Genomic DNA, 22,892 nt, shown 5'->3' with positions numbered 1-22,892 from the left:
TTATAACTTGGGCAAAACCAAAATTTGAGGCAGCGTTCACCCATGGGCCGTTTGATCAAGTTCCTGATATACCTCATCTGCCTGGGATTCATTGGGCTGATCGGGTATGCATATGTCGGGCCATTCTTTGGTGTAGACTTCTCTGCGCCCCAAAGCGAAATCCGCGAACCGGTCACTCTGAATGCCGACTAGAGCCACCTTGCTGGCGCTTATTCTTGCCGGAACCGCCCAGGCACAAACGTCAGAGCCCTTGTCGGTTATCGACTGGCTGACCGATCCGCCCCAGAATCTGCCTGGCACCGTTCTGTTGGAGCCGCCAGTGACCCAGACCGGGTTGCAACCCGAAGTGCAGGTGACCCCGCTTGAAGCGCTGTCACCGCCGTTGGGTTTGGTGCCATCTTCCGTAACCGGCCTGCCAGTGGATTTATGGCAAGGTAGCGAACCTGAACGCCTAGCAGAACTGATTGCCCGTGTACCGGTCAAGGCCAACCCCGCGATGCAGCGCCTGCTGTTCACCCTGCTTTTGACCGAGGCGCGCCCGCCTTCGGGCACGCAGTCGCAGGATACCTTATTGAAGGCACGACTGGACCGCCTGATGCAACTGGGCGCATCGGACCCGGTTCAATCCTTGGTGCAACTTGCAGGGCCGACCGACACGCAGGACCGCTTCAAGCGCTGGTTCGATGCGACTTTGCTGACCGGGGACGAGGATCGCAGCTGCACCGCGCTCATCGCGCAGCCGCATCTGTCACGAGATTACGCCGCACAGATCTTCTGCAAAGCCCGGCGTGGAGATTGGGCGTCGGCCGCGTTGACGCTTGAAGCCGCGCATGCGCTTCAGGTTCTGCCCGATGACGAGCTTGCCTTGCTCGACCGTTTCCTCAGCCCCGAGCTGTTTGAAGACGCCGAATATCTACCTCAGCCTGAAAACCCTGACCCGCTGACATTTCGCCTGTTCGAAGCCATCGGTGAACGCCTGCCCACCGCCTCACTGCCCCGCGCATTCGCCAATGCAGACCTGCGGGACGTGGCCGGATGGAAAGCGCAGGTTGAGGCGGCCGAACGTCTGACCCGCATCGGTGCGCTCACGCCGAACCAGTTACTGGGTCTTTACACAGAGCGCTCTCCTGCTGCGTCAGGCGCGGTCTGGGATCGTGTCGCCGCAATCCAACGCTTTGAGACCGCGCTGAATACCGGAAACCCCAAAGCGATTGCCAAGACCCTGACCGCTGCATGGTCACAGATGCAGACCGTAGGCCTTGAGGTTGCCTTTGCCGAGCTTTTTGCCCCGCAGCTCGCCCCGCTGACGCTGCCAAATCCCTCCGCCGAGGATCTGCGCTGGCGGATTCTGTTGCTGTCTGAACTTTATGAAGACGCCGCGCAGGCTGCGCCAGACGGTTCCGATGCGAATGCGTTCCTGGCTGCTCTGGCGGTTGGCGATCCCGGACGCGCCGAAGCGCCCACTCCGTTGGCGGATGCAATTTCGGAAGGGTTCGCATGGTCTGCGCCGATCCCCTCGGATATCAATGCGCTGCTGAACAACGATCAGCTGGGGGAGGCCATTCTGGAAACGATGCAGCTGTTCGCCCATGGTGCGCGTGGCAATCTGGTCGATCTGACCGCCGCGATCGCCGCGTTCCGCCGCGTGGGCCTCGAAGACACTGCTCGCCGGGCAGCGCTGCAGTTGATGATCCTCAACGGGACCTGAGTATGGCCGCGCCTGCCTCACAGGAGTTGTGGATCTCCACTTTTCTCGAAGCACAAGCAGCCGAACTTGGCGCTGCCACCAACACGCTTCTGGCCTATGGGCGCGACCTCAAGGATTTCTCGGGCTGGCTTGAACGTCGCAAAACCAATTTCGCAGACGCGGACCGGGACAGGATCGAGACCTATCTGATCGACTGCGATGCACAGGGGCTTTCCCGTTCCACGCGCGCAAGACGACTGTCGGCGATCAAGCAGATCTACCGCTTTGCATTCGAAGAGGGCTGGCGCGAAACCAACCCGGCGATCCAGATCAAAGGCCCGGGCCGCGCCAAACGCCTGCCCAAAACGCTGGACGTGATCGAAGTTGACCGGCTGCTCGCTGCCGCACGCCGTACCGGAAGGACGCAGGCAGACAAGGTGCGCAACACCTGCCTGATGGAACTGCTCTATGCCACCGGCATGCGCGTAACCGAACTGGTCTCACTGCCGGTTTCTTCCGCCCGTGGCGATCCGCGCATGCTGTTGGTGCTTGGTAAGGGCGGGAAAGAGCGGATGGTGCCACTGTCCCCAGACGCGCGCGATGCGCTAGCTGTCTGGCTGGTGGTACGGGACGAGGCCGAAGAACAAACAGTAGCCAAAGGCGGCCAAACCTCGCGCTTCCTGTTTCCCTCGCGCGGGAAATCCGGTCATCTGACCCGGCATATGTTCTTTCTGCTGATCAAGGATCTGGCGGTTGAGGGTGGCGTTTCGCCCGAAAAAGTCACACCGCATACGCTGCGCCACGCCTTTGCGACCCATCTGTTGGCTAACGGGGCTGACCTGCGCTCGATCCAGACGCTGCTGGGGCACGCGGATGTGGCCACGACCGAGATTTACACTCACGTGCTAGATGAACGCCTGTCAGAACTGGTGCTTGAACACCACCCTCTGGCAAAAGACGACACCCCCGATCAGGGCTAACCCCTTGATCCAAGGGGGCCGCACCCCCATAACCGATGCAGAAACAAACATATTCAAGGACCGATGGAACCCACCTCTTCTCTGCTTGATGGCGCATTCTGGATCACCTCAGGCTCTATTCTCCTCCTGCTCGTACTCTCGGGCTTCTTCTCTGGCTCGGAAACGGCGCTTACGGCATCTTCGCGCGGGAAACTGAGGACGCAGGCAGATAAAGGATCGAAGGGCGCGCAGAAGGCGCTTGATATCACCGACGACAATGAGCGTCTGATCGGTTCCGTCCTGCTAGGCAACAACCTCGTGAACATTCTGGCGGCCTCGCTGGCGACCGCGCTTTTCACCCGGCTGTTCGGTGAAAGCGGTGTCGCGCTGGCCACGCTGGTGATGACCCTTCTGGTTCTGATCTTTGCCGAGGTGCTGCCCAAGACCTATGCGATCACCAATGCCGAAAAGGCTGCAGCGCTGGTCGCGCCCGTCATCAGCATCGTAGTCACAGTGTTCTCACCCGTGGTGGCTGCCGTGCGCCTGTTTGTGCGTGGCGTGCTGCGCCTGTTCGGTGTGCAGATTGATCCTGACAGCAACATCCTGGCCGTGCGCGAGGAGATCGCGGGGGCGCTGCAACTGGGCCACTCTGAAGGTGTGGTCGAAAAAGAAGACCGTGACCGCATTCTCGGCGCGCTGGATCTGGGCGACCGTACGGTTGAAGAGATCATGCTGCATCGCTCGAATATCGAGATGATCGACGCCGATGATGAACCCGAGGCAATCCTGCAGCAATGTCTGGAAAGCCCGCATACCCGCCTGCCCGTCTATCGGGATGAGCAGGAAAACATTGTGGGTGTCGTCCATGCCAAAGACCTGTTCCGCGCTATGTATGCGCAGGTTGGCGGCGCGGATGGAGATACCGAGCGGCTCAAGAACTTCGACATCGCGAAGGTGGCCAACGATCCCTATTTCGTACCCGAAACCACCACTCTGGACGACCAGATGCGCGAGTTTCTTAGGATGCACAGTCACTTTGCGCTGGTGGTGGATGAATACGGCTCGCTGCGCGGACTGATCACGCTGGAAGATATTCTGGAAGAAATCGTGGGCGAGATTGCCGATGAGTTCGACATCGACGAAGAGGTGCCCGTCACCCGGACCGATGATGGCCAATATCTGGTCGAAGGCGCGATGACCATCCGGGACGCCAACCGCGCACTCGACTGGTCCCTACCGGACGAAGAGGCCAACACGCTGGCCGGTCTGGTAATCCACGAGGCGCAGATGATCCCTATCGTTGGCCAGGTATTTTCGTTCCACGGCTTCCGGTTCGAGGTCACAGCACGCGAAGGGAACCGGATTACCGGGCTGAAAGTCCGGCCTCTCTGATCTATGGTTTCATAATACTGACTTGAGGAGATGTGCCGGATGCCCAGCTTGAAACGGAAACTCTGGCACAGTGATGACCGACTCAGTTGTGTGGTCTGTACCATCCCCTCGGCAGTCGTGACGCAGGCAATCGCAGCCTGTGGCGTCGACTCGATTGTCGTCGATCTGGAACATGGCGCGGTCGATTATGCCTCGGCCCACGCCATGATCGCCGCGACCGCAGGCACAAATTGTGCGCCTTTGGTGCGGGTGGCCGAGAATGACCCCGCGCAGGTGAAACGCGCGCTGGATCTTGGAGCGGAAGGGATCATGTTCCCCCTGATCCGCACGGCAGACGAGGCGCGCCAAGCCGTGGCCAGCCTGCGGTATCCACCCGACGGGACGCGCGGGTTCGGCCCGTTCATCTCTCAATCGCGCTGGGGCAAGGATTTTGGGACCTACGCCCCCGAAATTCAGCCCGAACTGATCTGTTGCCTTCTCGTTGAAACCGCCGAAGCCGTAGAGAATATCGAAGAAATCTGCGCCGTTCCCGGAATTGATCTGCTGATACCCGCTCAGTTTGATCTAAGCACCGATCTGGGCCTCATGGGGCAATTCGATCATCCTGAATTTCTGGCTGCGGTCGCGCGTATCGAAGCTGCGGCCAAGAAAGCGAATCTGCCCCTTGGCAATGTCGCCCTGACCGAGGACCGCGCTCGTAGCTTGTTTGACAATGGTTATCGGCTGGTCGGCGGCTTTGACGCCCTGTGGCTGCGGGAAAAGGCGCTGCAAATCCGGGGCTGGTGCAATACGTAAGCAATGTCGCAAACAGGACAGTATTGCCTCTGAACCGGATACAGGCTTCCGAAAAATCTGAGGGAGTTCCAACGTGAAAACTACTACCCGCGTTGCGGTTATCGGCGGTGGGGTCGTCGGCTGTTCCGTTCTGTATCACCTGACCAAATTGGGCTGGTCTGATGTCATGCTGCTGGAACGCTCGGAACTGACAAGCGGTTCAACCTGGCATGCAGCGGGCGGGTTTCACACCTTGAACGGCGACACCAATATGGCTGCACTTCAGGGTTACACGATCCGGCTTTACAAGGAGCTGGAAGAGATCACTGGTATGTCTTGCGGCCTGCATCATGTTGGCGGTGTTACGTTGGCCGATAATCAGGACCGCTTCGACATGCTGCTGGCTGAGCGTGCCAAGCATCGTTTCATGGGGCTGGAGACCGAAATCGTCGGTCCCGACGAAATCAAGAAGATCGCCCCCATCACCAACACCGAAGGCATCCTCGGTGCACTATACGATCCGCTAGATGGGCATCTGGACCCGTCTGGCACCACCCACGCCTATGCCAAGGCCGCGCGAATGGGGGGCGCCACGATTGAGACCCACTGCATGGTGCGCGAGACCAACCAGCGCCCGGATGGCACCTGGGATGTGGTCACCGACAAGGGCACCATTCATGCCGAACACGTGGTTAATGCTGGTGGCTTGTGGGCGCGCGAAGTTGGGGCGATGGCGGGCATCTACTTTCCGCTCCACCCCATGGAACACCAGTATCTGGTCACCGATGCCATCCCTGAGATTGAGGCGATCATCGACGCGGGCGGCGAGCATCCGCATGTGATGGACCCGGCGGGCGAAAGCTATTTGCGGCAGGAAGGGCGCGGTCTGTGCATCGGCTTCTATGAACAGCCCTGCAAGCCCTGGGCTGTGGATGGCACACCATGGGAGTTCGGGCATGAGCTGCTGCCCGATGATTATGACAAGATCACCGACAGTATCGAATTCGCCTATCGCCGCTTTCCGGTTCTGGCCGAGGCTGGAGTCAAATCGGTCATCCACGGGCCATTTACCTTTGCGCCAGATGGCAACCCACTGGTGGGGCCGATCCCCGGCGTGCGCAACTACTGGTCAGCTTGCGGCGTCATGGCTGGCTTCAGCCAGGGTGGCGGTGTCGGCCTGACGCTGGCGCAATGGATGATCGAAGGCGAACCGGAACGGGACGTCTTCGCGATGGACGTGGCCCGCTTTGGTGATTGGATCAGCCCCGGCTACACACGCCCCAAGGTGGTCGAGAACTATCAGAAACGATTCAGTGTGGCCTATCCCAACGAGGAACTGCCAGCCGCGCGCCCAAACCGCACCACGCCGATGTATGACATCTTCTCAGACCTCGGCGCGGTCTGGGGACAGCAATACGGGCTTGAGGTTCCGAACTATTTCGCACAAGGCGATGAGCCGGGATATGAAACGCCCTCATTCCGCCGCTCGGACGCGTTTGACGCCACAGGGCGCGAGGTACGGGCGGTGCGCGAAGGGGTTGGCATCAACGAGGTGCACAATTTCGGCAAGTACCGCATCACCGGGTCCGGTGCGCGGGGCTGGCTCGACCAGCTCATGGCGGGCCGGATTCCGAAACCCGGCCGCCTGTCTCTGACGCCGATGCTATCGCCCAAGGGCAAGCTGATCGGCGATTTCACCGTCTCATGCCTGAGCGAGACCGAGTTCCAGCTGACCGCCTCATATGGCAGCCAAGCCTTTCACCTGCGCTGGTTCCAGCAGAACGCTCAGGACGGTGTGCAGGTCGAGAATATCAGCGATCGCCTGAACGGTTTCCAAATCGCCGGGCCAAAAGCGGCCGAGGTTCTGGCCGGTTGCACGCGCGACGACATCAGCACTCTTCGCTTCCTTGACGTGCGTCGCATGACGGTCGGCATGACTGACTGTATCGTTCAGCGCGTCAGCTACACCGGTGATCTTGGCTATGAGATCTATTGTGATCCTATGGCGCAGCGGCAGCTTTGGTGGACCTTGTGGCGGTCAGGGCAACCGCATGGCATGGTCCCCTTCGGGATGCGCGCAATGATGAGCCTGCGATTGGACAAGTTTTTCGGCTCGTGGATGCGGGAGTTCTCACCCGACTATACAGCTGCCGAGACCGGGCTGGATCGGTTCATCTCTTTCTCGAAATCCGCCCGGTTCATTGGGCGCGCGGCAGCCGAAGCCGAACGCCCGGCCCGTAAGTTGGTGGCTTTCGAGGTCGACGCTGATGACGCAGATGTCAACGCCTATGAACCGATCTGGCTGGAGGGCGAGGTTGTCGGTTTCTGCACCTCAGGCGGCTATTCCCACTACGCTCGGAAATCTATCGCGATGGGTTTCCTGCCTATCGAACGTGCGACGGAAGGTCAGGAAGTCGAGATTGAAATCCTCGGGCAGATGCGCGGTGCACGTGTGATCACCACCCCCCTGTTCGACCCGGATGGAGCACGAATGCGGGGGTGACTCGGCGCACAACCGCGGGCATGGTCGCTGGATGAGCGCGATTCCCATTATTCTTCTGGCCGCCGGGCAATCCAGTCGCATGGGCGGTGCGGATAAGCTGTTGCAACGGATTGACGGGGTTCCGCTCCTGCGTTGGTCCGCCCTTGCAGCATTGGCCGCTGGCCCAGTAATCGCCGCCCTGCCGCCCAGGCCGCATCCACGCTATGCGGCGCTGGATGGGCTCGATATCACCCGCGCCGAAATTGCCGACGCCACAGAAGGCATGAATGCCAGTCTGCGTGGCGCGATGGCTCTGGTCCCGGCAACCGCGCCTGCGGTGATGGTACTTTTGGCGGATTTGCCTGACCTGACATCAAGTGATCTCCGCTCCGTACTGCTGTCGAGGTCACAGTATCCGGATAATCTGGTTTGGCGTGGTGCGACCAACGATGGCGCACCCGGCCATCCGGTGATTTTCGATCAAGCGTTGTTCCACGCTCTCAAGGAATTGACCGGCGACACCGGCGCCCAGGAAATCGTTAAACAGTGCAAGGGCAAAGTTCACTTGCACTGCCTGCCGGACAATCACGCTCTGCTGGATCTGGATACGCCAACGGATTGGGAGAAGTGGCGATCAAACCGAACGCTGAAATGAACACGGCCCGGTCGCGAACGACCGGGCCGGTTGCCCAAAAACAGGACTACCACTTTCACCAATCTCTCTAGCGCGGTCAGATCACCAAACAGGTTGTCTGACTATACGCTGCCGAACCTAAACAAGACCCCCTCGTTAACATGCCGCTCAGCGCTATGGAGACTGAGATGCGCCTTCAACACCCCCTAGTGTCTCAGGCCCCCCTCACTTGGGCAATTACATCGTCGCCTATCAGGTGCTTTCAAACAACGTAAAATTGGAAGAATTGGTAAATTTCCACAAAATCGACTTGGCGCTTGCGCAACAATGCAACAGTCTGGAATCTCGCTTGAGTTGTACATTAAGCCGCTCACCACATTACCTAATGTGAATATGGCCTTTGGGGCCTATTGTTTCCAATTTGTTTTAAGGCATCTTTACCAATCGCCAGAAACACGTCCCTCGGGGAGAAACAACTTTAAGGTGATCTTCGGTGATTTGACCAGAGGTGCGGTTTATTTGTTAACGAAACTGATTCAATTCGGCGCTTTTTCCTGACTGTCGACGATGTCGGCAACAATCGACCGATTCGCCCTACGTAAGCTTGGCTGATTCCCGCTCATGCGCCGTTGGTGAACAACCGCATAGGAAGGACAGAAAACGGCAAAATTAAGGTTTCTTAATTTTTCACTCAGGAACTGCAAAGATTGACTGGGCATCTCCTGTCTCAAGCGCGGGCTCAACCGCCATACAAAGACAGGAGTCAAAATGAGCATCCGTAAATCCTCACTGCTTTTCCCACGCACGACTAGCTGGATGGGCGCAAGCGCACTGGGCGCGGCCATGCTGGCCACCACCGCCCTGCCCGCGATGGCAGACGAGGCGCTGGCAGATCTGGTTGAAACCGTATCACCCTCAGTCGTTACGATCATCGCCAAGCAAGACACAGCACCAGTCCCGACGCAGGGACAGGAGTTCGATTTCGAAGGGCACCCCTTTGGTGAGTTCTTCAAACGCTTCGGCGGACCGGAAGGTTTCCAGATGCCGCAGCGTGGTCCGAGCCAAGGTCTTGGCTCTGGTTTCGTCTTGGACGAGGCTGGATACATTGTCACCAACCACCATGTGGTCGACAACTCGACGGAAATAACTGTCCGCTTGAGTGACAACCGCACCTTCGAGGCAGAGATCGTAGGCACCGACCCGCTGACTGATATCGCTGTTTTGAAGATTGATGTAGGCGAAGATCTGCAAGCCGTACAAATGGGCGACAGCGATGCCATCCGAGTGGGTGAAGACGTGGTCGCCATCGGCAACCCCTTCGGGCTCAACTCAACTGTCACAACGGGTATCGTGTCGGCTAAGGGCCGCAATATCTCGGAAGGACCTTATGCCGAGTTCATTCAGACGGATGCGGCCATCAACAAGGGCAACTCGGGCGGTCCGCTGTTCAACATGGAAGGTGAAGTGATCGGCGTGAACTCTGCCATCTACTCACCTAGCGGCGGCTCGGTCGGCCTCGGATTTGCTGTGACCTCAAACATCGTGGATCACATCACTGCGGACCTGCGCGATGACGGTCAGGTCAGCCGCGGATGGCTGGGTGTGTCGATCCAGAATGTCAGCCCCGAACTGGCGGCAGCGATGGGCGTCGAGACGGCGACCGGCGCGCTCGTGTCCGATGTGGTGACCGACAGCCCGGCGGATGGCGCGCTGCAACAAGGTGACGTGATTCTCAGCTTCAACGGAGAACCCGTTGATTCCAGTAGTGATCTACCGATCCTGGTTGGCACCACCAAGGTGGGTACTGACAGTGTTCTGACAGTTCTTCGCAATGGAAAAGAAGAACAGATTGAACTGACCATTGGCCAGCATCAGTCTGCCTCAGCCGAGACCGACAGCGTAGTCGAGGACAAGTTCGAAGGCACTTCGCTGGGTGTGACGGTTGCTCCGCTGACCGAAACGGCACGTGCGGAAATGGGCGTGGGCGAGAATGTGGACGGCGTGGTTGTTACTGACCTCAAGCCCGAAAGCCCTGCCGCAAAGGCTGGATTGCAGCGCGGCGATGTGATCGTGCGGCTGGGTAATCTGGACACCGCAACCCCGGACGCGTTGAAAGACGCACTGGAGAGCGAAAAGACCGATCCGGCTCTGGTGCTGATCAATCGCGACGGCAACCAAATCTTCGTCGCGGTCGAGATCGCCTGAGCCACAACACCTAAGCGCGCCACATGATGGGGAAATCTGGTGCGCTTATTCCGGAGGGTGCGGATTGTCCACGTACCACTGGGACAGCCGGGTGCGGCATCGCACCCGGCATGTTTTTTTCAAAGAGTATCTGTGTTTATATCCTATTGGGAAAGGAGCCCCGACCATGAGCAGACGCCTGTTGATTGTTGAGGATGATCAGGAGACCCGTGATTTCATCGCCAAAGGCTTTGGCGAGGAAGGCTATGTGGTCGAAGTCGCGTCGGATGGCCGAGAGGGCCTTTATCATGCGACTGATGGCGGTTTCGATGCCGTTGTTCTGGATCGAATGCTGCCGGGGCTGGATGGTTTGTCGCTGATCAAGTCCATGCGGGCTGCGGGGTTGAAAACACCCGTGTTGATGCTGACCGCGATGAGCGCGGTTGATGAACGGGTCAAAGGCCTCCGTGCCGGGGCGGATGATTATCTGGTTAAACCATTCTCATTTCAGGAATTGCACGCCCGGATTGAGGCCTTGCTGCGCCGTCCGCAGGAAGCAGAAGAAACTCCGACTCTGGCTTGCCGCGATCTTGAAATGGACCTGCTTACGCGTAAAGTCACACGCAACGGGCGCGAGATCACCCTCACCCCGCGTGAATTCCAGATATTGGAGTACTTCCTGCGCCGCAAAAACCGCGTCGTCTCTCGCACCATGCTGCTCGAAGGCGTCTGGGATTATCACTTTGACCCCAACACAAATGTGGTCGACGTCCATATCTCGAAACTACGCCGCCAGCTTGATGAAGAAGGTGCCGACCCGATGATCGAGACGGTACGGGGCGCTGGTTACATGGTCTCGGATGCCTGACCTGCGCCTGTCGCTGAGGAATGCGCGCACCCGGCTGGTCATGGCCAGCATGGTGCTGAGTACATTGCTGACCGCAGCGGTACTGGTAACCGTTTACGTAACCGCCAATCGCACAATCTCGGATGAGACACGCTCGGTTGTACAGGCAGAACTCACGGGTCTGGCGGATGAATACGAACGCCTTGGCATGATCGGATTGATCACCGCGATAGAACGTCGCCTGCCCACCGCAGCCCAGCGGGACGCCCTATATTTGCTTACAGGTCGGCAAGGCACCAAGCTGGCAGGCAACCTGGCACATTGGCCCGAAGGGATCACGCCGGGCAGCGGCTGGGTCGAGTTGCAATTGCGCCGCGAAGACAGCGACCAGACGGTTCCAATATCGGCTGCGTCCGTTCGGCTTCCCGGTGGCGAACGGTTGCTGGTCGGACGCGATGCGTTGGCGCGCCAGCAGTTCGACCGCGCTCTGTTTCGGTCCGTCGCATTGGCGCTCGGGACTGCCCTTGCGTTGAGTCTGCTGACAGGTTGGCTGCTGACACGTCTGGTGTTCTCACGTCTCAAAGATATCGCTGACACGGCCGATAACATCGTTTCGGGCGATCTGGCTTTGCGTATGCCATTGCGCGGTACGGGTGACGAGTTCGATCAGGTCTCGGGCACGCTCAACAACATGCTGGATAAGATCGAAGAGCTGATCAGTAATCTTCGAACCACTTCGAATTCCATTGCGCATGATCTGCGTTCACCGCTTTCGCGCCTGCGCCAGCGGGTCGAGTCGCTGGCTGAGCCTGACAAAAGCGACCAGGAGCGTGATATCGATCTGGCCCGCGCTACAAGTGAGATTGATCATTTGCTACGGGTTCTCAGCCAACTTACCGAAATCTCGCGCGCCGAAGCCGGTCTGGGCCGCGAGCAGTTCGAACCAGTGAATTTACAGCAACTGGTTAGCGACGTGGTCGAACTCTATGAACCCGTCGCCGCAGATCAGAATATTCGGTTGGAGGTCAAAGGCAGAACCGAGCCGATACAAGGTCACCGCCCTTTACTGTCACAGGCCCTCTCAAACCTCCTGGAAAACGCCATGCGCTACGCTCCGGCGGGTACTGCGATCACCATCGAAATCCGCGAAGATGGCGCCTTCACATTGCTGAGCGTTCGTGACCGTGGCCCCGGTGTGCCCGAGCGTGATTTGCCAAGATTGCAGATGCCCTTCGTCACTCTGGACCCTGCCCGCACCGAGCGCAATGCGGGCCTCGGGTTGGCACTGGTGGCTGCAATCTCGCACATGCATGGCGGCAAGTTCATTGCAAAGAACCGAAAGCCCGGTCTGGAAACTATTATAAAGCTGGCGTGAACGTCGCGAAGCGCATTAACAATGGCAGTTAATACACTGCTGTATCAAATAAATAGCGTTAAAGAACTGCAGGTAAAGCAGCGTAACCCCGGAAGCGGATACGACCGCCTTGTTTGCGATCAGGTAAAAGCTTGTACTCGGGGTATCTGTGCAGAAAACGACCCAGTGCGATCCGCCCTTCCAGCCGAGCGAGCGTCAGGCCAACACAGACATGCGGACCACCTGCGAAGGCCAGATGCCGGTTGGGTTTGCGGGCAATGTCGAACCGGCTCGGATCATCGAACACCGCAGGATCCCGGTTGGCGGCGCCGATGCAGAGGTGCAGATTGGTGCCTTTGGGTATATGCAGGCCCTCAAGTTCTATATCAGCCGTGGTTTCACGATTGCCGAACTGGTTCGGTGAGCGGAAGCGTAAAACCTCCTCAACCGTCGAGTTGATCAGCGCGTCATCGTGCAACAGACGCGCGCAATGCACCGGATGATCATGCAGCAGCGCCAAACCGTTGCCGATCAAGTTGGTCGTTGTTTCGTGACCCGCATTCAGGATGAAGATGCAGTTCTGCAGCAGTTCAATCTCGCTGAGTTGTGCATCCGCCCCCTCACCCCGGATCAAGCGGGTCAATACGTCCGTTTCCGGGTCACCCGGATTGGCACGACGGCGCGCAACGAGGTCTTCAAGATAAGCTTTGAACTCGGTCACCGCCCGATGCCCGGTCTCCAACTGTACCTCGGTCAAAGACGGTTCCAGCGCGCCCAGAATAGCCAGAGACCAGTCGCGCAGCGGCCCGCGTTCTGACATGGGCACGTCCAGCAGGTTCCCGATGATCTGAATTGGAATCGTCGATGCAAAATCCTCGATCAGGTCCACCTGATCCCGGCCTGCCATCGCATCCAACAGCGTATCGACGGTTTGGATCAACCCCGGCTCCATTCGTGCAATGGCGCGGGGTGTCAGGGCCGAGGTCATGATCTTGCGCACCCGCGTGTGCAACGGCGGGTCAGAGAATACCAGAGAAGTGGTATGGTGTTCGAAGAGTGGTGAGCCCGCTCCGAATTTCGGTCCAAAGGCGGCCTTCTTGTCCGATGAATAAAGCGTGGTGTCGCGATAGACGCGATCCAGATCAGCGTGGCGCGACAAAAGAACAGATCCATCGGGCTGCGGCAGCACCGGCGCGTGTTCCAGTAATGCATCATAGATCGGGAACGGATCATCGCTAAAGCCCACAGGTGGGTTCATCAGGTCCAGATTTTGCGCCAATTCTTCGTAACTTACACGACTCATTGCATCCTCCCTGCCCCGTCACTTGCCTAACGCAAGGAACAGACTCAGACAACTCTGCCCGGGTGACATTCGACAAGGCTCGGGCTATGACAGAGGCATGTCTGAACCGGTCTCTTCGATCAGAAACCTTGGCCCCGCCTTCGAGCAAGCCTGCGCGCGCGCGGGCATTCATTCCGCTCAAGAGTTGCGGGACTTAGGCGCGGATGAGGCTTATGCGCGCCTTCTGCAATCCGGCTCGCGCCCGCATTTCATTGGCTACTATGTGCTTGTGATGGGCCTGCAGGGCCGACCGTGGAACGACTGCAAAGGCGAAGAAAAGAAGGCACTGCGCAAGAGGTTTGATGCGATCAAGGCCGGGGTGAGCCGGGCGCCGGAAAGCCAGATGGTCTCGGATCTGGACGCCGTGGGCGTTCGTGTGACCGCTGCGGACCTCAAACCCGTTTGAGAAAGAAAAAGGCCGCCCCAAAAAGGAGCGGCCCAATCTGTTCACCGATGTGGAGGCTTAGCCAACCAGCTCGATGCCCGAGAAGAAGTAGGCGATCTCAACCGCTGCTGTCTCAGGTGCGTCCGAACCATGGACCGAGTTTTCGCCAACTGATTCAGCGAACTCAGCGCGGATGGTGCCAGCTGCTGCGTCTGCAGGGTTGGTTGCGCCCATGACTTCACGGTTCTTGGCAATGGCGCCTTCGCCTTCCAGAACCTGAACAACAACAGGGGCCGACGACATGAATTCGCACAGTTCGTCATAGAACGGACGCTCGGCATGTACTTCGTAGAACTTGCCAGCTTGCTCTTTGGTCATGTGGATGCGCTTTTGCGCGACGATGCGCAGGCCCGCTTCTTCGAATTTGGCGTTGATCTTGCCAGTCAGGTTGCGGCGGGTTGCATCGGGTTTGATGATCGAGAATGTGCGTTCCAGTGCCATATCGGCCTCTCCTTACAATGTGGCGCGGGTCCGCGCCGAAATCCATCGCGCGCCGCCTAACATGGTATTTGCTTCAAGAAAAGTAGAATGATGCCTTTGCGGTCAGATCGTATCGGGAAGCGGCTCCAGACGATCCACGCGACGCACATAGAGTACCGCAAGAAGGCCGATGAAACTGCTGCCGCACATCATGCTCAGCACCAGATAAGGTCCGTTTTCCGGGCTGACAAACGCGCCGGTCATCGACGTCAAGATCGCCCCAAGCGCCACGATCATCGCACCTGAAAGCCCCGCCGCACTGCCGGCCAGCTTGGGGCGCACGGACATGACACCGGCGGTCGCATTGGCGTTTGTCAATCCGTTGCCGAACCCCACACAGATGGCCGACCCGAAGAACACCCAGACTGACCCCAGGCCAGCTATGAACAGAAGTAACCCGCAAAACGGTCCGGTCGAGGCCACGATCCGCCCGATCAGGATCATTGTGGTCAGTCGTGTGCGTGCCGCGATCCGTCCCGTCACAAAATTACCGACCATGAATCCGCCCGTGATGATGCCGATCCCAAGACCCAGCATGGCCGGACTCAAATCGAACCATGCCGCAGCCACCAAAGGCGCTCCGGTGATGAAGCTGAAAAAACCCCCTATCGAGAACGATACGCAAAGGGCATAGCCCCAGAATCGGCGCGCTCGAAAGAGGTGTGGGTATTCGCGCAATTGGGCCGAGAAGGTTGAGGCGCGGATGAGATTTGTCTCGCCCATATCAAGCCACAGAAGGGCCAGCAGCCCTGCCCCCAACAGCGAATACAGAACAAACCCCGCGCGCCATCCAAACAGCATGTCCAACGCGCCGCCCAACATCGGACCCAACATCGGCGCAAGCGCCATCGCCATGGCGATATAACCCAGTTTGCTCGCGGCCTCATTCGGAGGATATCGGTCCCGGATCGAGGCGCTGGACAACACCGATCCTGCCACGACTACCGCCTGCAGCAGGCGAAAGCCCAGGAACAGCCAGATCGACTCGGCCATGACGCAGCCGATCGAGGCAATGACGAAGATCGTCATGCAGATCAACAGCACGGGCCTGCGTCCAAAGCGATCTGACAGCGGTCCCATGATCAACTGTAGCACGGCAGATACGGCCAGATACCCCGCAACCGTCAGGTTCACGAGGCCGTAGTCCACCGCGAAATCCTCGCTCATATGCGCCAGTGAGGGCAGAAACATATTCAGGGACAGCACAGACAGCGCCGTGGCAAAGATCAGCGTGATCAAACTGGGGGGCGTCTGGGCCGCGCGCATGTCGAAAACCGTTTCAAAAAAGCAAACGAAACAGCGCTAACACATTGCCTGGCGTTTGAACATGCCAAGCCGCTGGCGGCGGCATCGTGGCTCTGCTAAGAGCGGCCTCATGTTACGGATCGAAGATATCACCTATGCCGTTGAGGGCCGCCCTTTGTTCGATGGGGCCAGCGCGACTATCCCTGATGGTCACAAGGTTGGCCTTGTGGGCCGCAACGGGACCGGCAAGACCACTCTTTTTCGCCTCATCCGGGGCGAGCTTGCATTGGAGTCGGGCAATATCTCGGTCCCGAAGCGGGCGCGGATTGGAGGAGTGGCGCAAGAGGTACCTTCTTCCGATGTTTCGTTGATCAATACTGTCCTCGCCGCCGATACCGAACGCAGCGCGTTGATGGCCGAGGCCGAAAGCGCCGAAGACCCCGCGCGCATTGCCGATATCCAGACCCGTCTGGCCGATATCGACGCCTGGTCGGCTGAGGCACGGGCAGCGTCGATCCTTAAAGGTCTGGGGTTTGATGACGAAGATCAACTGAAACCCTGTTCCGATTTCTCGGGCGGCTGGCGGATGCGCGTGGCACTGGCGGCGGTGCTGTTCTCTCAGCCCGATCTGCTGCTACTGGACGAACCAACCAACTATCTGGATCTCGAAGGCGCACTGTGGCTTGAAAGCTATCTGGCGAAATATCCTCACACGGTGATCATCATCAGCCACGACCGCGGTCTGTTAAACCGCGCCGTTGGGTCGATCCTGCATCTGGAAGATCGCAAGCTCACCTATTACGCAGTCCCTTACGACAAGTTCGCCGAACGCCGGGCGGAACGTCTGGCGCAAGCGGAGTCGGAGAACGCCAAGGCCAAGGCCCGCATCGCCCATCTGCAGAGTTTCGTGGATCGCTTCCGTTATAAAGCGTCGAAGGCCGTACAGGCCCAGTCCCGCCTGAAGATGATCGAGCGCATCCAACTGGTTTCAACCCCGCAAGAGGCCGCCTTGCGCGCGTTCTCGTTTCCCGAGCCCGAGGAGCTATCGCCGCCGATCATCCAGATTGAAGGCGGTGTGACCGGCTATGGCGAGATTGAGGTACTGCGCCGCCTGAACCTGCGGATTGATCAGGACGACCGGATCGCATTGCTGGGCAAGAACGGTCAGGGCAAGTCGACCCTGTCCAAGCTGCTTTCCGACCGCCTGCCCCTGATGGCAGGCAAGATGAGCCGCTCTAACAAGCTGCGCATCGGTTATTTCGCGCAGCATCAGGTGGATGAGCTTTATGTGGACGAGACCCCTCTGGACCACTTACGACGCCTGCGTCCCGACGAGGCTCCGGGCAAATGGCGGTCGCGTCTGGCCGGGTTTGGTCTGAACGCGGATCAGGCCGAGACTGTGGTCGGTCGACTGTCAGGCGGTCAGAAAGCCCGCCTGTCACTGCTGATCGCCACCATTGACGCACCGCATATGCTGATCCTCGACGAGCCAACCAACCACTTGGACATCGAAAGCCGCGAAGCGCTGGTCGAAGCACTGACTGCATATTCCGGCGCGGTTGTGCTGGTCAGTCATGACATGCACCTGCTGTCGCTCGTAGCAGACCGGCTGTGGCTGGTCTCGGACGGGACGGTAAAGCCGTTTGACGGCGATCTGGAGACCTATCGTGCCCTGCTGCTGGCCCGTGACAAGCCGGTGAAAGAGAAACCGCAATCCGCCAAGCCCAAGCGCCCCTCGCGCGATACCATGCTGGCGCTGCGCGCTGATCTGCGCAAATGCGAGGATCGGATCGAGAAACTGACGGACATGCACGACAAACTCTCGGCCAAACTGGCGGACCCGGCATTATATGAGGATGACAAGATCAACGATCTGGAAACCTGGAACCGAAAATTCGCCGAGGTCACTGAAGCGATGCAAAAGGCCGAAACCCTCTGGGTCGCGGCCGCCGAACGCTTGGAACAGGCAGAGAATGCAGCATGATTGAAATGGCCTTCTTCATCACAGCGTTCACCACCATGTTCGTGGTGATCGACCCGTTTGGCACCACACCGATCTTCGTCGCCCTGACGCAAGACATGGATGCCGCGACGCGCCGCAAGATCGCCATCCGCAGTTGCCTGACTGCGGTGTGTATCCTGATCGCCTTCGCCGCATTTGGTGAGGCTGTACTGGGCTTTGTCGGCATTTCAATGGAGGCCTTCCGCGTGGCCGGTGGTGCGCTGCTGTTTCTGACCGCGCTCGACATGCTGTTCGACCGCCGCACAAAACGCCGAGAGGATCGGGCCGAGGAGGAAGAGCATCCTGACCCGTCCGTTTTCCCTCTGGCCATTCCCCTGATCGCTGGACCTGGGTCAATTGCCACCATCATCCTGCTGGCTGGCCAGAACCCGGGCATTCAGGGTATTGCCGCCGCCTGTGCCGTGATGCTGGCAGTCATGATCGTGGTTTTCATGTTCTTTCTGGCCGGGGGCGTGATCGCTCGCATTCTGGGCAAGACGGGGCTGAACGTGCTGACCCGGCTACTGGGCATGCTGCTGGCCGCGCTGTCGGTGCAGTTCATTCTGGATGGTCTCAAGGCCTTTGGTTTCGCTTCCTGAGCCCCCATATATATGGCTAACCAACTGAGTACGGGTGACGGAATGGATGGCGAGAATATCGGGCGTTTAACCTATCTGGTGTTGCTGGCTGCTGCACTGCTGATGTGGTTCATCACCCAAAACCGTCAATCACTGGGCAAGACGATGCAACAGGTCGCCGCCTGGGTGTTCATCTTTGTCGGCGTCATTGCCGTGATCGGGCTTTGGGATGACATCCGCTCGACCGTTGGCCCTTCGACTCAGCTGACTGTGACTGATCACCGGATCGAGGTGCCCCGGTCATATGATGGGCATTATTACCTGCCGATGCTGGTGAACGGCAAAGCGGTGACCTTTCTGGTCGATACCGGTGCCAGCAACATTGTCCTAAGCGACAAGGATGCCGCGCGCGCCGGGATCGATACTGCGCAGCTGACCTATCTTGGGCGCGCTGCGACTGCGAATGGTATGGTACGCACAGCTCCGGTGCGTTTGGAAAGCCTCGCGCTCGGGCCGATCACGGACCGCAATGTGCCGGCGTCGATCACCGAGGGCGAACTGAACCAGTCGTTGCTGGGTATGGCGTATCTGCAGCGCTTCTCGAACGTCCAATTCGCTGATGGACGTCTGATATTGTCGCGCTAATGACATTCCTCAATTGAGAACAAAGTGAGAACATGCTAATCTGCTGGCATGTCCACCCAGCTTCTTGGCCGCAAACCCGCACGCACCCCGCCCGGGGCGGTTCTGCATCCACAGATCAGCCTGCAACTGGCCCGTGTGCACGAGGCCTGCGGCCCCGCGCGCCGCAGCTTTGCCATGTGGCTGGCAGGGCAGACGCAAGGGCCAGTGATGTGGATTTGCCCCGAATGGGAGATCGGGCAATTGCACCCCGAAGGTATGCTTCCCTTTGCCGATCCCTCGCGCTTTCTGCTGGTGCGCCCATCGAAGGCCGAAGACCTGCTGTGGTGTATGGAAGAGGCCCTGCGCAGCGGCGCAGCCCCGCTTGTCATCGGCGATCTGCCCGGCCCGCCGGGGCTGACCCCGGTCCGGCGCCTGCATCTGGCCGCAGAACAGGGCGGCGCGGTGGGGCAAGCTCCGCTGGGAGTGTTGTTGACCCCCGATAACGGAGGTGCACAAGGGATCGAGACGCGCTGGCATATGGCCCCTACCTATTGCGATGCGGGCCAAGGCTGGACCCTGACCCGCCGCCGCGCCCGTTCGCAACCGCCTGCCAGTTGGATCGTCACGCGGACCACCGATCAGACCACGATGCATCTGCAACGAACCGAGACCAAAGACACGACTGAGTGACAGCCGACCAGTCACGCAACTTGTGACTGGTCAAAACCGCAGTCGCGCCCTAGCGTTCCGGGATGACCCACGCGATCCATGATAGCCGCTATTCCTGGCTGCGCCTGCTGATCACTCTAGCCATTGCCACAGTGGTCAATGTGGGCATGTGGGCCGTCATCGTAGTGATGCCCGCCATCGAAGCACAATTTGGCGCCGGACGGGCCGAGGCGTCGTTGCCTTATGTCCTGACCATGATCGGCTTTGCGCTCGGCAATATGTGGCTAGGCCAGTTGGTGGATCGGCTGGGCGTGACCAAAGCCTTGATCGGCGCGGCAGCTCTGAGTGCCATCAGCTATCTACTCGCCACGCTGGCCCCGAACATGATGCTGCTGTCGCTGGCGCATCTGTTGTTGGGGCTGGGTACAGCGGTTGGGTTTGGGCCACTGATCGCCGATATCTCTCACTGGTTCATGCGACGGCGCGGGATCGCCGTGGCTCTGGTCGCAAGCGGAAATTATTTGTCGGGTGCTATCTGGCCCACTCTGCTTTCAGGCATTCTGGAGCGTGAGGGCTGGCAAGAGGTCTATCTGGCCCTCGCCCTGATCACTCTGGCCACCGTGATCCCTCTGTCCCTTTTGCTGCGCCGCCCCCTGCCCGTCGATGCACACAGCACCGCCGCTGCCGCGGCCCAGGTCCGAGCGCAGAGCGTGGGCCTGTCGCCGCGCGCGCTGCAATACATCCTCGGGCTTGCCGGGATCGGCTGTTGCGTGGCGATGTCGATGCCACAGGTTCACATCGTCTCGTATTGCGTGGGGCTGGGCTATGGTCCGGCGGTCGGGGCCGAGATGCTGTCACTGATGCTGCTAGGCGGCGTGGTGAGCCGGGTAATCTCGGGCCTTGTGGCCGACAAGCTGGGTGGGTTGACCACCTTGCTGATCGGCTCGGTCCTGCAATGCATAGCGCTGTTTCTGTTTCTTCCCTATGACGGGATGGTCTCGCTTTATGTCATCAGCATGCTCTTTGGTCTTGCGCAGGGGGGCATCGTTCCCAGCTATGCGCTGGTGGTGCGTGAGTACATGCCCCCGCAAGAAGCGGGCGCTCGAGTCGGGTTTGTCATGATGATGACCATCATGGGCATGGCACTTGGCGGCTGGATGTCGGGATGGATTTACGACGTAACCGGAAATTATCAATTGGCCTTTATCAACGGCATCCTCTGGAACGGCCTGAACATCGCCATCCTGCTAACACTGATGAAGCGGTCACGCCCCCGAGGACGAGAGGCCATGGCATGACATATCTGAACCGACGCACCCTGATCGCGGGGCTGTCTGCCCTGCCCCTCGCAAGCGCCGCGCAAACGGCTTTGATTCCTTATGTTCTGGCACCCAAGGGAACCTCCGTCGGTTTCACCTTCGATCTTTCGGGCGTGGCGCAATCAGGGACAATGCCGATCCGGTCCGCCGATATTCAGATCGACACCAAACGCCTTCAGAACAGCCAGGTCGATGTGGTGCTGGACGTGGCGGACGCGCGCACCAAATTGCCCTTTGCCCGCGGTCCGATGCTGGGCCAAAGCGTGCTGGACGCAAAAAGCCACCCGACGATCCGCTTCACTTCGACCAAGATACAACTCGGCCCCACTGGTCGCATATCTGAGGGCGCGACTGTCACTGGTGATCTCACCGTACGCGGGGTGACACGACCCGTAACGCTGATGGCCAACCTCTACCGGATGCCAGGAAGTGCCGTTGACGATCTGGATGTCTTGTCCATACGGCTGGTCGGTGCGCTGAACCGGCATGAGTTCGGGGCCTCAGGCTATCCTGATCTGGTGCAGGAGACTGTCGGATTGAATATTCATGCCGAGATTCTGCGGGAGAGCTGAGTTAGAAAAGCAGAAAAACGACCTGCTAAAGTCGAATAGTTGCGCGAAAAATCTGAGCGTGTCGCCAAGTTGATCCCATCATGCGCACGATCATTTCCTTTGCCGCCCTGTTTCTTTCAGTCATTCTGCTGCAGCTTTCGACCGGCGGCGTTGGCCCGCTGGACGCGATCTCGGGCCTGACGCTGAACTTCTCTACGGAACAGATCGGCCTTTTGGGTTCGGCGCATTTCCTGGGCTTCTTCATCGGTTGCTGGTGGGCCCCGCGCCTGATGGGCAGCGTCGGCCACTCCCGTGCATTTGCCGTCTGCACGGCCTTGGGTGCGATGGGTCTTCTGGGGCATACCCTGACGGAAGACCCGCGCATCTGGGCCATCCTGAGAATCGCCTCGGGCACCTGCGTCGCAGGATGCTACACGGTGATTGAAGCCTGGCTGAACGCCAAGGTCACAAACGACTCGCGCGGTCGCGTCATGGGCAGCTATCGCATCGCGGACCTTGGTGCGTCGCTCTGCGCGCAGTTGATCATCGCGGTTCTGCCGCCGGCGTCATATGTCTCGTACAATCTGCTGGCGATCTTGTGCTGCGCCTCGCTTTTGCCTCTGGCCCTGACGCGGGCCAGCCAACCCCAGACCCCAGACGCCCCACGACTGCGCCCTCGGATGGCATGGCAGAACTCACCACTGGCCGTGGCCGGAGTGATCGTCTCGGCGCTCAGTTCGGCCTCGTTCCGGATGGTTGGTCCGGTCTACGGGCAGGAGGTTGGGTTGGGCGTGGACCAGATCGCGTTCTTCCTCGCCTCATTCGTTCTGGGTGGCGCGCTGGCGCAATATCCGCTGGGATGGCTCGCCGACAAATACGATCGTCGATGGGTGCTGATCTGGCTGTCGGCTGCGGCAGTATTGAGTTGCGGCATCACCATGGCTGCAAGCGGGGCTGGAACGCTGGGCGTGATGCTGGCCGCCGGATTCTTTGGCCTCACCACTTTTCCGATCTTCTCGGTCTCTTCAGCCCACGCCAATGATTTCGCCACCACCGAACAACGCGTTGAGCTGTCTGCGGCGCTGATGTTCTGGTATGCGCTCGGTGCCATCGCCTCGCCCTATGTTTCTTCGACGCTGATTCAACAGTTCGGGCCAGGCGCATTGTTTGCTTTTGTGGCCGTAGGTCATCTGGGGCTGATCATGTTCGGGCTGGCCCGGATGCGGTCGCGCCCAACACCGGACGAGCGAACGAACTACGTTTACGCCCCACGCACATCCTTCACCATCGGACGCCTTCTGAAACGGTCGCGGGAGGAATAGAA

General features: G+C 59.2%; 20 protein-coding genes. 17 read left to right on the top strand and 3 right to left on the bottom strand.

Translation table 11 applies throughout. The features are described from left to right. Positions 1-181: 181 nt before the first annotated feature. From ACR0IV_RS03115 to ACR0IV_RS03075, 9 genes are all read left to right on the top strand, one after another. Positions 182-1,708, top strand: coding sequence for a hypothetical protein (locus ACR0IV_RS03115; protein ID WP_480470017.1), 1,527 nt, complete (start codon positions 182-184; stop codon positions 1,706-1,708). A gap of 2 nt (positions 1,709-1,710) precedes the next feature. After that, on the top strand, positions 1,711-2,667 hold the full coding sequence (locus tag ACR0IV_RS03110; protein WP_480470018.1) for a site-specific tyrosine recombinase XerD: 957 nt from the start codon (positions 1,711-1,713) through the stop codon (positions 2,665-2,667). Between the two features lie 63 nt (positions 2,668-2,730). After that, on the top strand, positions 2,731-4,038 hold the full coding sequence (locus ACR0IV_RS03105; RefSeq protein WP_480470019.1) for an HlyC/CorC family transporter: 1,308 nt from the start codon (positions 2,731-2,733) through the stop codon (positions 4,036-4,038). 39 nt (positions 4,039-4,077) lie between these two features. After that, positions 4,078-4,833, top strand: coding sequence for an HpcH/HpaI aldolase family protein (locus ACR0IV_RS03100; RefSeq protein WP_480657910.1), 756 nt, complete (start codon positions 4,078-4,080; stop codon positions 4,831-4,833). A gap of 73 nt (positions 4,834-4,906) precedes the next feature. Beyond that, positions 4,907-7,315: a GcvT family protein gene (locus ACR0IV_RS03095; RefSeq protein ID WP_480657911.1), complete on the top strand. Its 2,409-nt coding sequence runs from the start codon at positions 4,907-4,909 to the stop codon at positions 7,313-7,315. Between the two features lie 31 nt (positions 7,316-7,346). Next, positions 7,347-7,949, top strand: a complete 603-nt coding sequence (locus ACR0IV_RS03090) for a nucleotidyltransferase family protein (protein WP_480657913.1) — start codon at positions 7,347-7,349, stop codon at positions 7,947-7,949. Between the two features lie 747 nt (positions 7,950-8,696). Further along, on the top strand, positions 8,697-10,133 hold the full coding sequence (locus tag ACR0IV_RS03085; protein ID WP_480657915.1) for a DegQ family serine endoprotease: 1,437 nt from the start codon (positions 8,697-8,699) through the stop codon (positions 10,131-10,133). A gap of 166 nt (positions 10,134-10,299) precedes the next feature. Continuing rightward, positions 10,300-10,980, top strand: coding sequence for a response regulator transcription factor (locus ACR0IV_RS03080; protein ID WP_480470024.1), 681 nt, complete (start codon positions 10,300-10,302; stop codon positions 10,978-10,980). Further along, the gene (locus ACR0IV_RS03075; protein WP_480470025.1) at positions 10,973-12,334 is read left to right on the top strand and encodes a sensor histidine kinase; all 1,362 of its coding nucleotides are present in this window, start codon (positions 10,973-10,975) and stop codon (positions 12,332-12,334) included. Before ACR0IV_RS03080 ends, ACR0IV_RS03075 begins: the two co-directional genes overlap by 8 nt. A gap of 58 nt (positions 12,335-12,392) precedes the next feature. On the opposite strand, the gene ACR0IV_RS03070 is transcribed toward ACR0IV_RS03075, so the two are convergent. Beyond that, positions 12,393-13,616, bottom strand: coding sequence for a cytochrome P450 (locus ACR0IV_RS03070; protein WP_480657917.1), 1,224 nt, complete (start codon positions 13,614-13,616; stop codon positions 12,393-12,395). 97 nt (positions 13,617-13,713) lie between these two features. On the opposite strand from ACR0IV_RS03070, the gene ACR0IV_RS03065 reads away from it, so the two are divergent. After that, positions 13,714-14,061, top strand: a complete 348-nt coding sequence (locus ACR0IV_RS03065; RefSeq protein WP_480470027.1) for a TfoX/Sxy family protein — start codon at positions 13,714-13,716, stop codon at positions 14,059-14,061. 57 nt (positions 14,062-14,118) lie between these two features. On the opposite strand, the gene ndk is transcribed toward ACR0IV_RS03065, so the two are convergent. Together ndk and ACR0IV_RS03055 are read right to left on the bottom strand one after the other, a co-directional pair. After that, positions 14,119-14,541 carry a nucleoside-diphosphate kinase gene (gene ndk / locus ACR0IV_RS03060; protein WP_155143779.1) on the bottom strand — a complete coding sequence of 141 codons (423 nt, stop codon included), beginning with the start codon at positions 14,539-14,541 and terminating at the stop codon, positions 14,119-14,121. Positions 14,542-14,643: 102 nt separating this feature from the next. Then, the gene (locus ACR0IV_RS03055; protein ID WP_480657918.1) at positions 14,644-15,846 is read right to left on the bottom strand and encodes a multidrug effflux MFS transporter; all 1,203 of its coding nucleotides are present in this window, start codon (positions 15,844-15,846) and stop codon (positions 14,644-14,646) included. 109 nt (positions 15,847-15,955) lie between these two features. Here ACR0IV_RS03055 and ACR0IV_RS03050 point away from each other — a divergent pair, with 109 nt between their 5' ends. From ACR0IV_RS03050 to ACR0IV_RS03020, 7 genes are all read left to right on the top strand, one after another. After that, entirely contained in the window at positions 15,956-17,809 is a 1,854-nt protein-coding gene (locus ACR0IV_RS03050) for an ABC-F family ATP-binding cassette domain-containing protein (protein ID WP_480657920.1), read from the top strand. Next, positions 17,806-18,426, top strand: coding sequence for a MarC family protein (locus ACR0IV_RS03045; RefSeq protein WP_480657921.1), 621 nt, complete (start codon positions 17,806-17,808; stop codon positions 18,424-18,426). Before ACR0IV_RS03050 ends, ACR0IV_RS03045 begins: the two co-directional genes overlap by 4 nt. A gap of 42 nt (positions 18,427-18,468) precedes the next feature. Further along, complete coding sequence (locus tag ACR0IV_RS03040) at positions 18,469-19,050, top strand: retropepsin-like aspartic protease family protein (RefSeq protein WP_480658568.1); 582 nt, start codon at positions 18,469-18,471, stop codon at positions 19,048-19,050. Between the two features lie 48 nt (positions 19,051-19,098). Continuing rightward, complete coding sequence (locus ACR0IV_RS03035) at positions 19,099-19,719, top strand: ImuA family protein (protein WP_480657922.1); 621 nt, start codon at positions 19,099-19,101, stop codon at positions 19,717-19,719. A 62-nt stretch (positions 19,720-19,781) separates the two neighbouring features. Then, positions 19,782-20,996 carry an MFS transporter gene (locus tag ACR0IV_RS03030; RefSeq protein WP_480657924.1) on the top strand — a complete coding sequence of 405 codons (1,215 nt, stop codon included), beginning with the start codon at positions 19,782-19,784 and terminating at the stop codon, positions 20,994-20,996. Continuing rightward, positions 20,993-21,589, top strand: coding sequence for a YceI family protein (locus ACR0IV_RS03025; protein ID WP_480657925.1), 597 nt, complete (start codon positions 20,993-20,995; stop codon positions 21,587-21,589). Before ACR0IV_RS03030 ends, ACR0IV_RS03025 begins: the two co-directional genes overlap by 4 nt. 80 nt (positions 21,590-21,669) lie before the next feature. Then, positions 21,670-22,890: an MFS transporter gene (locus tag ACR0IV_RS03020; RefSeq protein WP_480657926.1), complete on the top strand. Its 1,221-nt coding sequence runs from the start codon at positions 21,670-21,672 to the stop codon at positions 22,888-22,890. Positions 22,891-22,892 lie beyond the last annotated feature (2 nt).

It is taken from the genome of Ruegeria sp. C2, from assembly GCF_056537765.1.
This window is presented reverse-complemented; position numbering and strand designations above follow the sequence as displayed.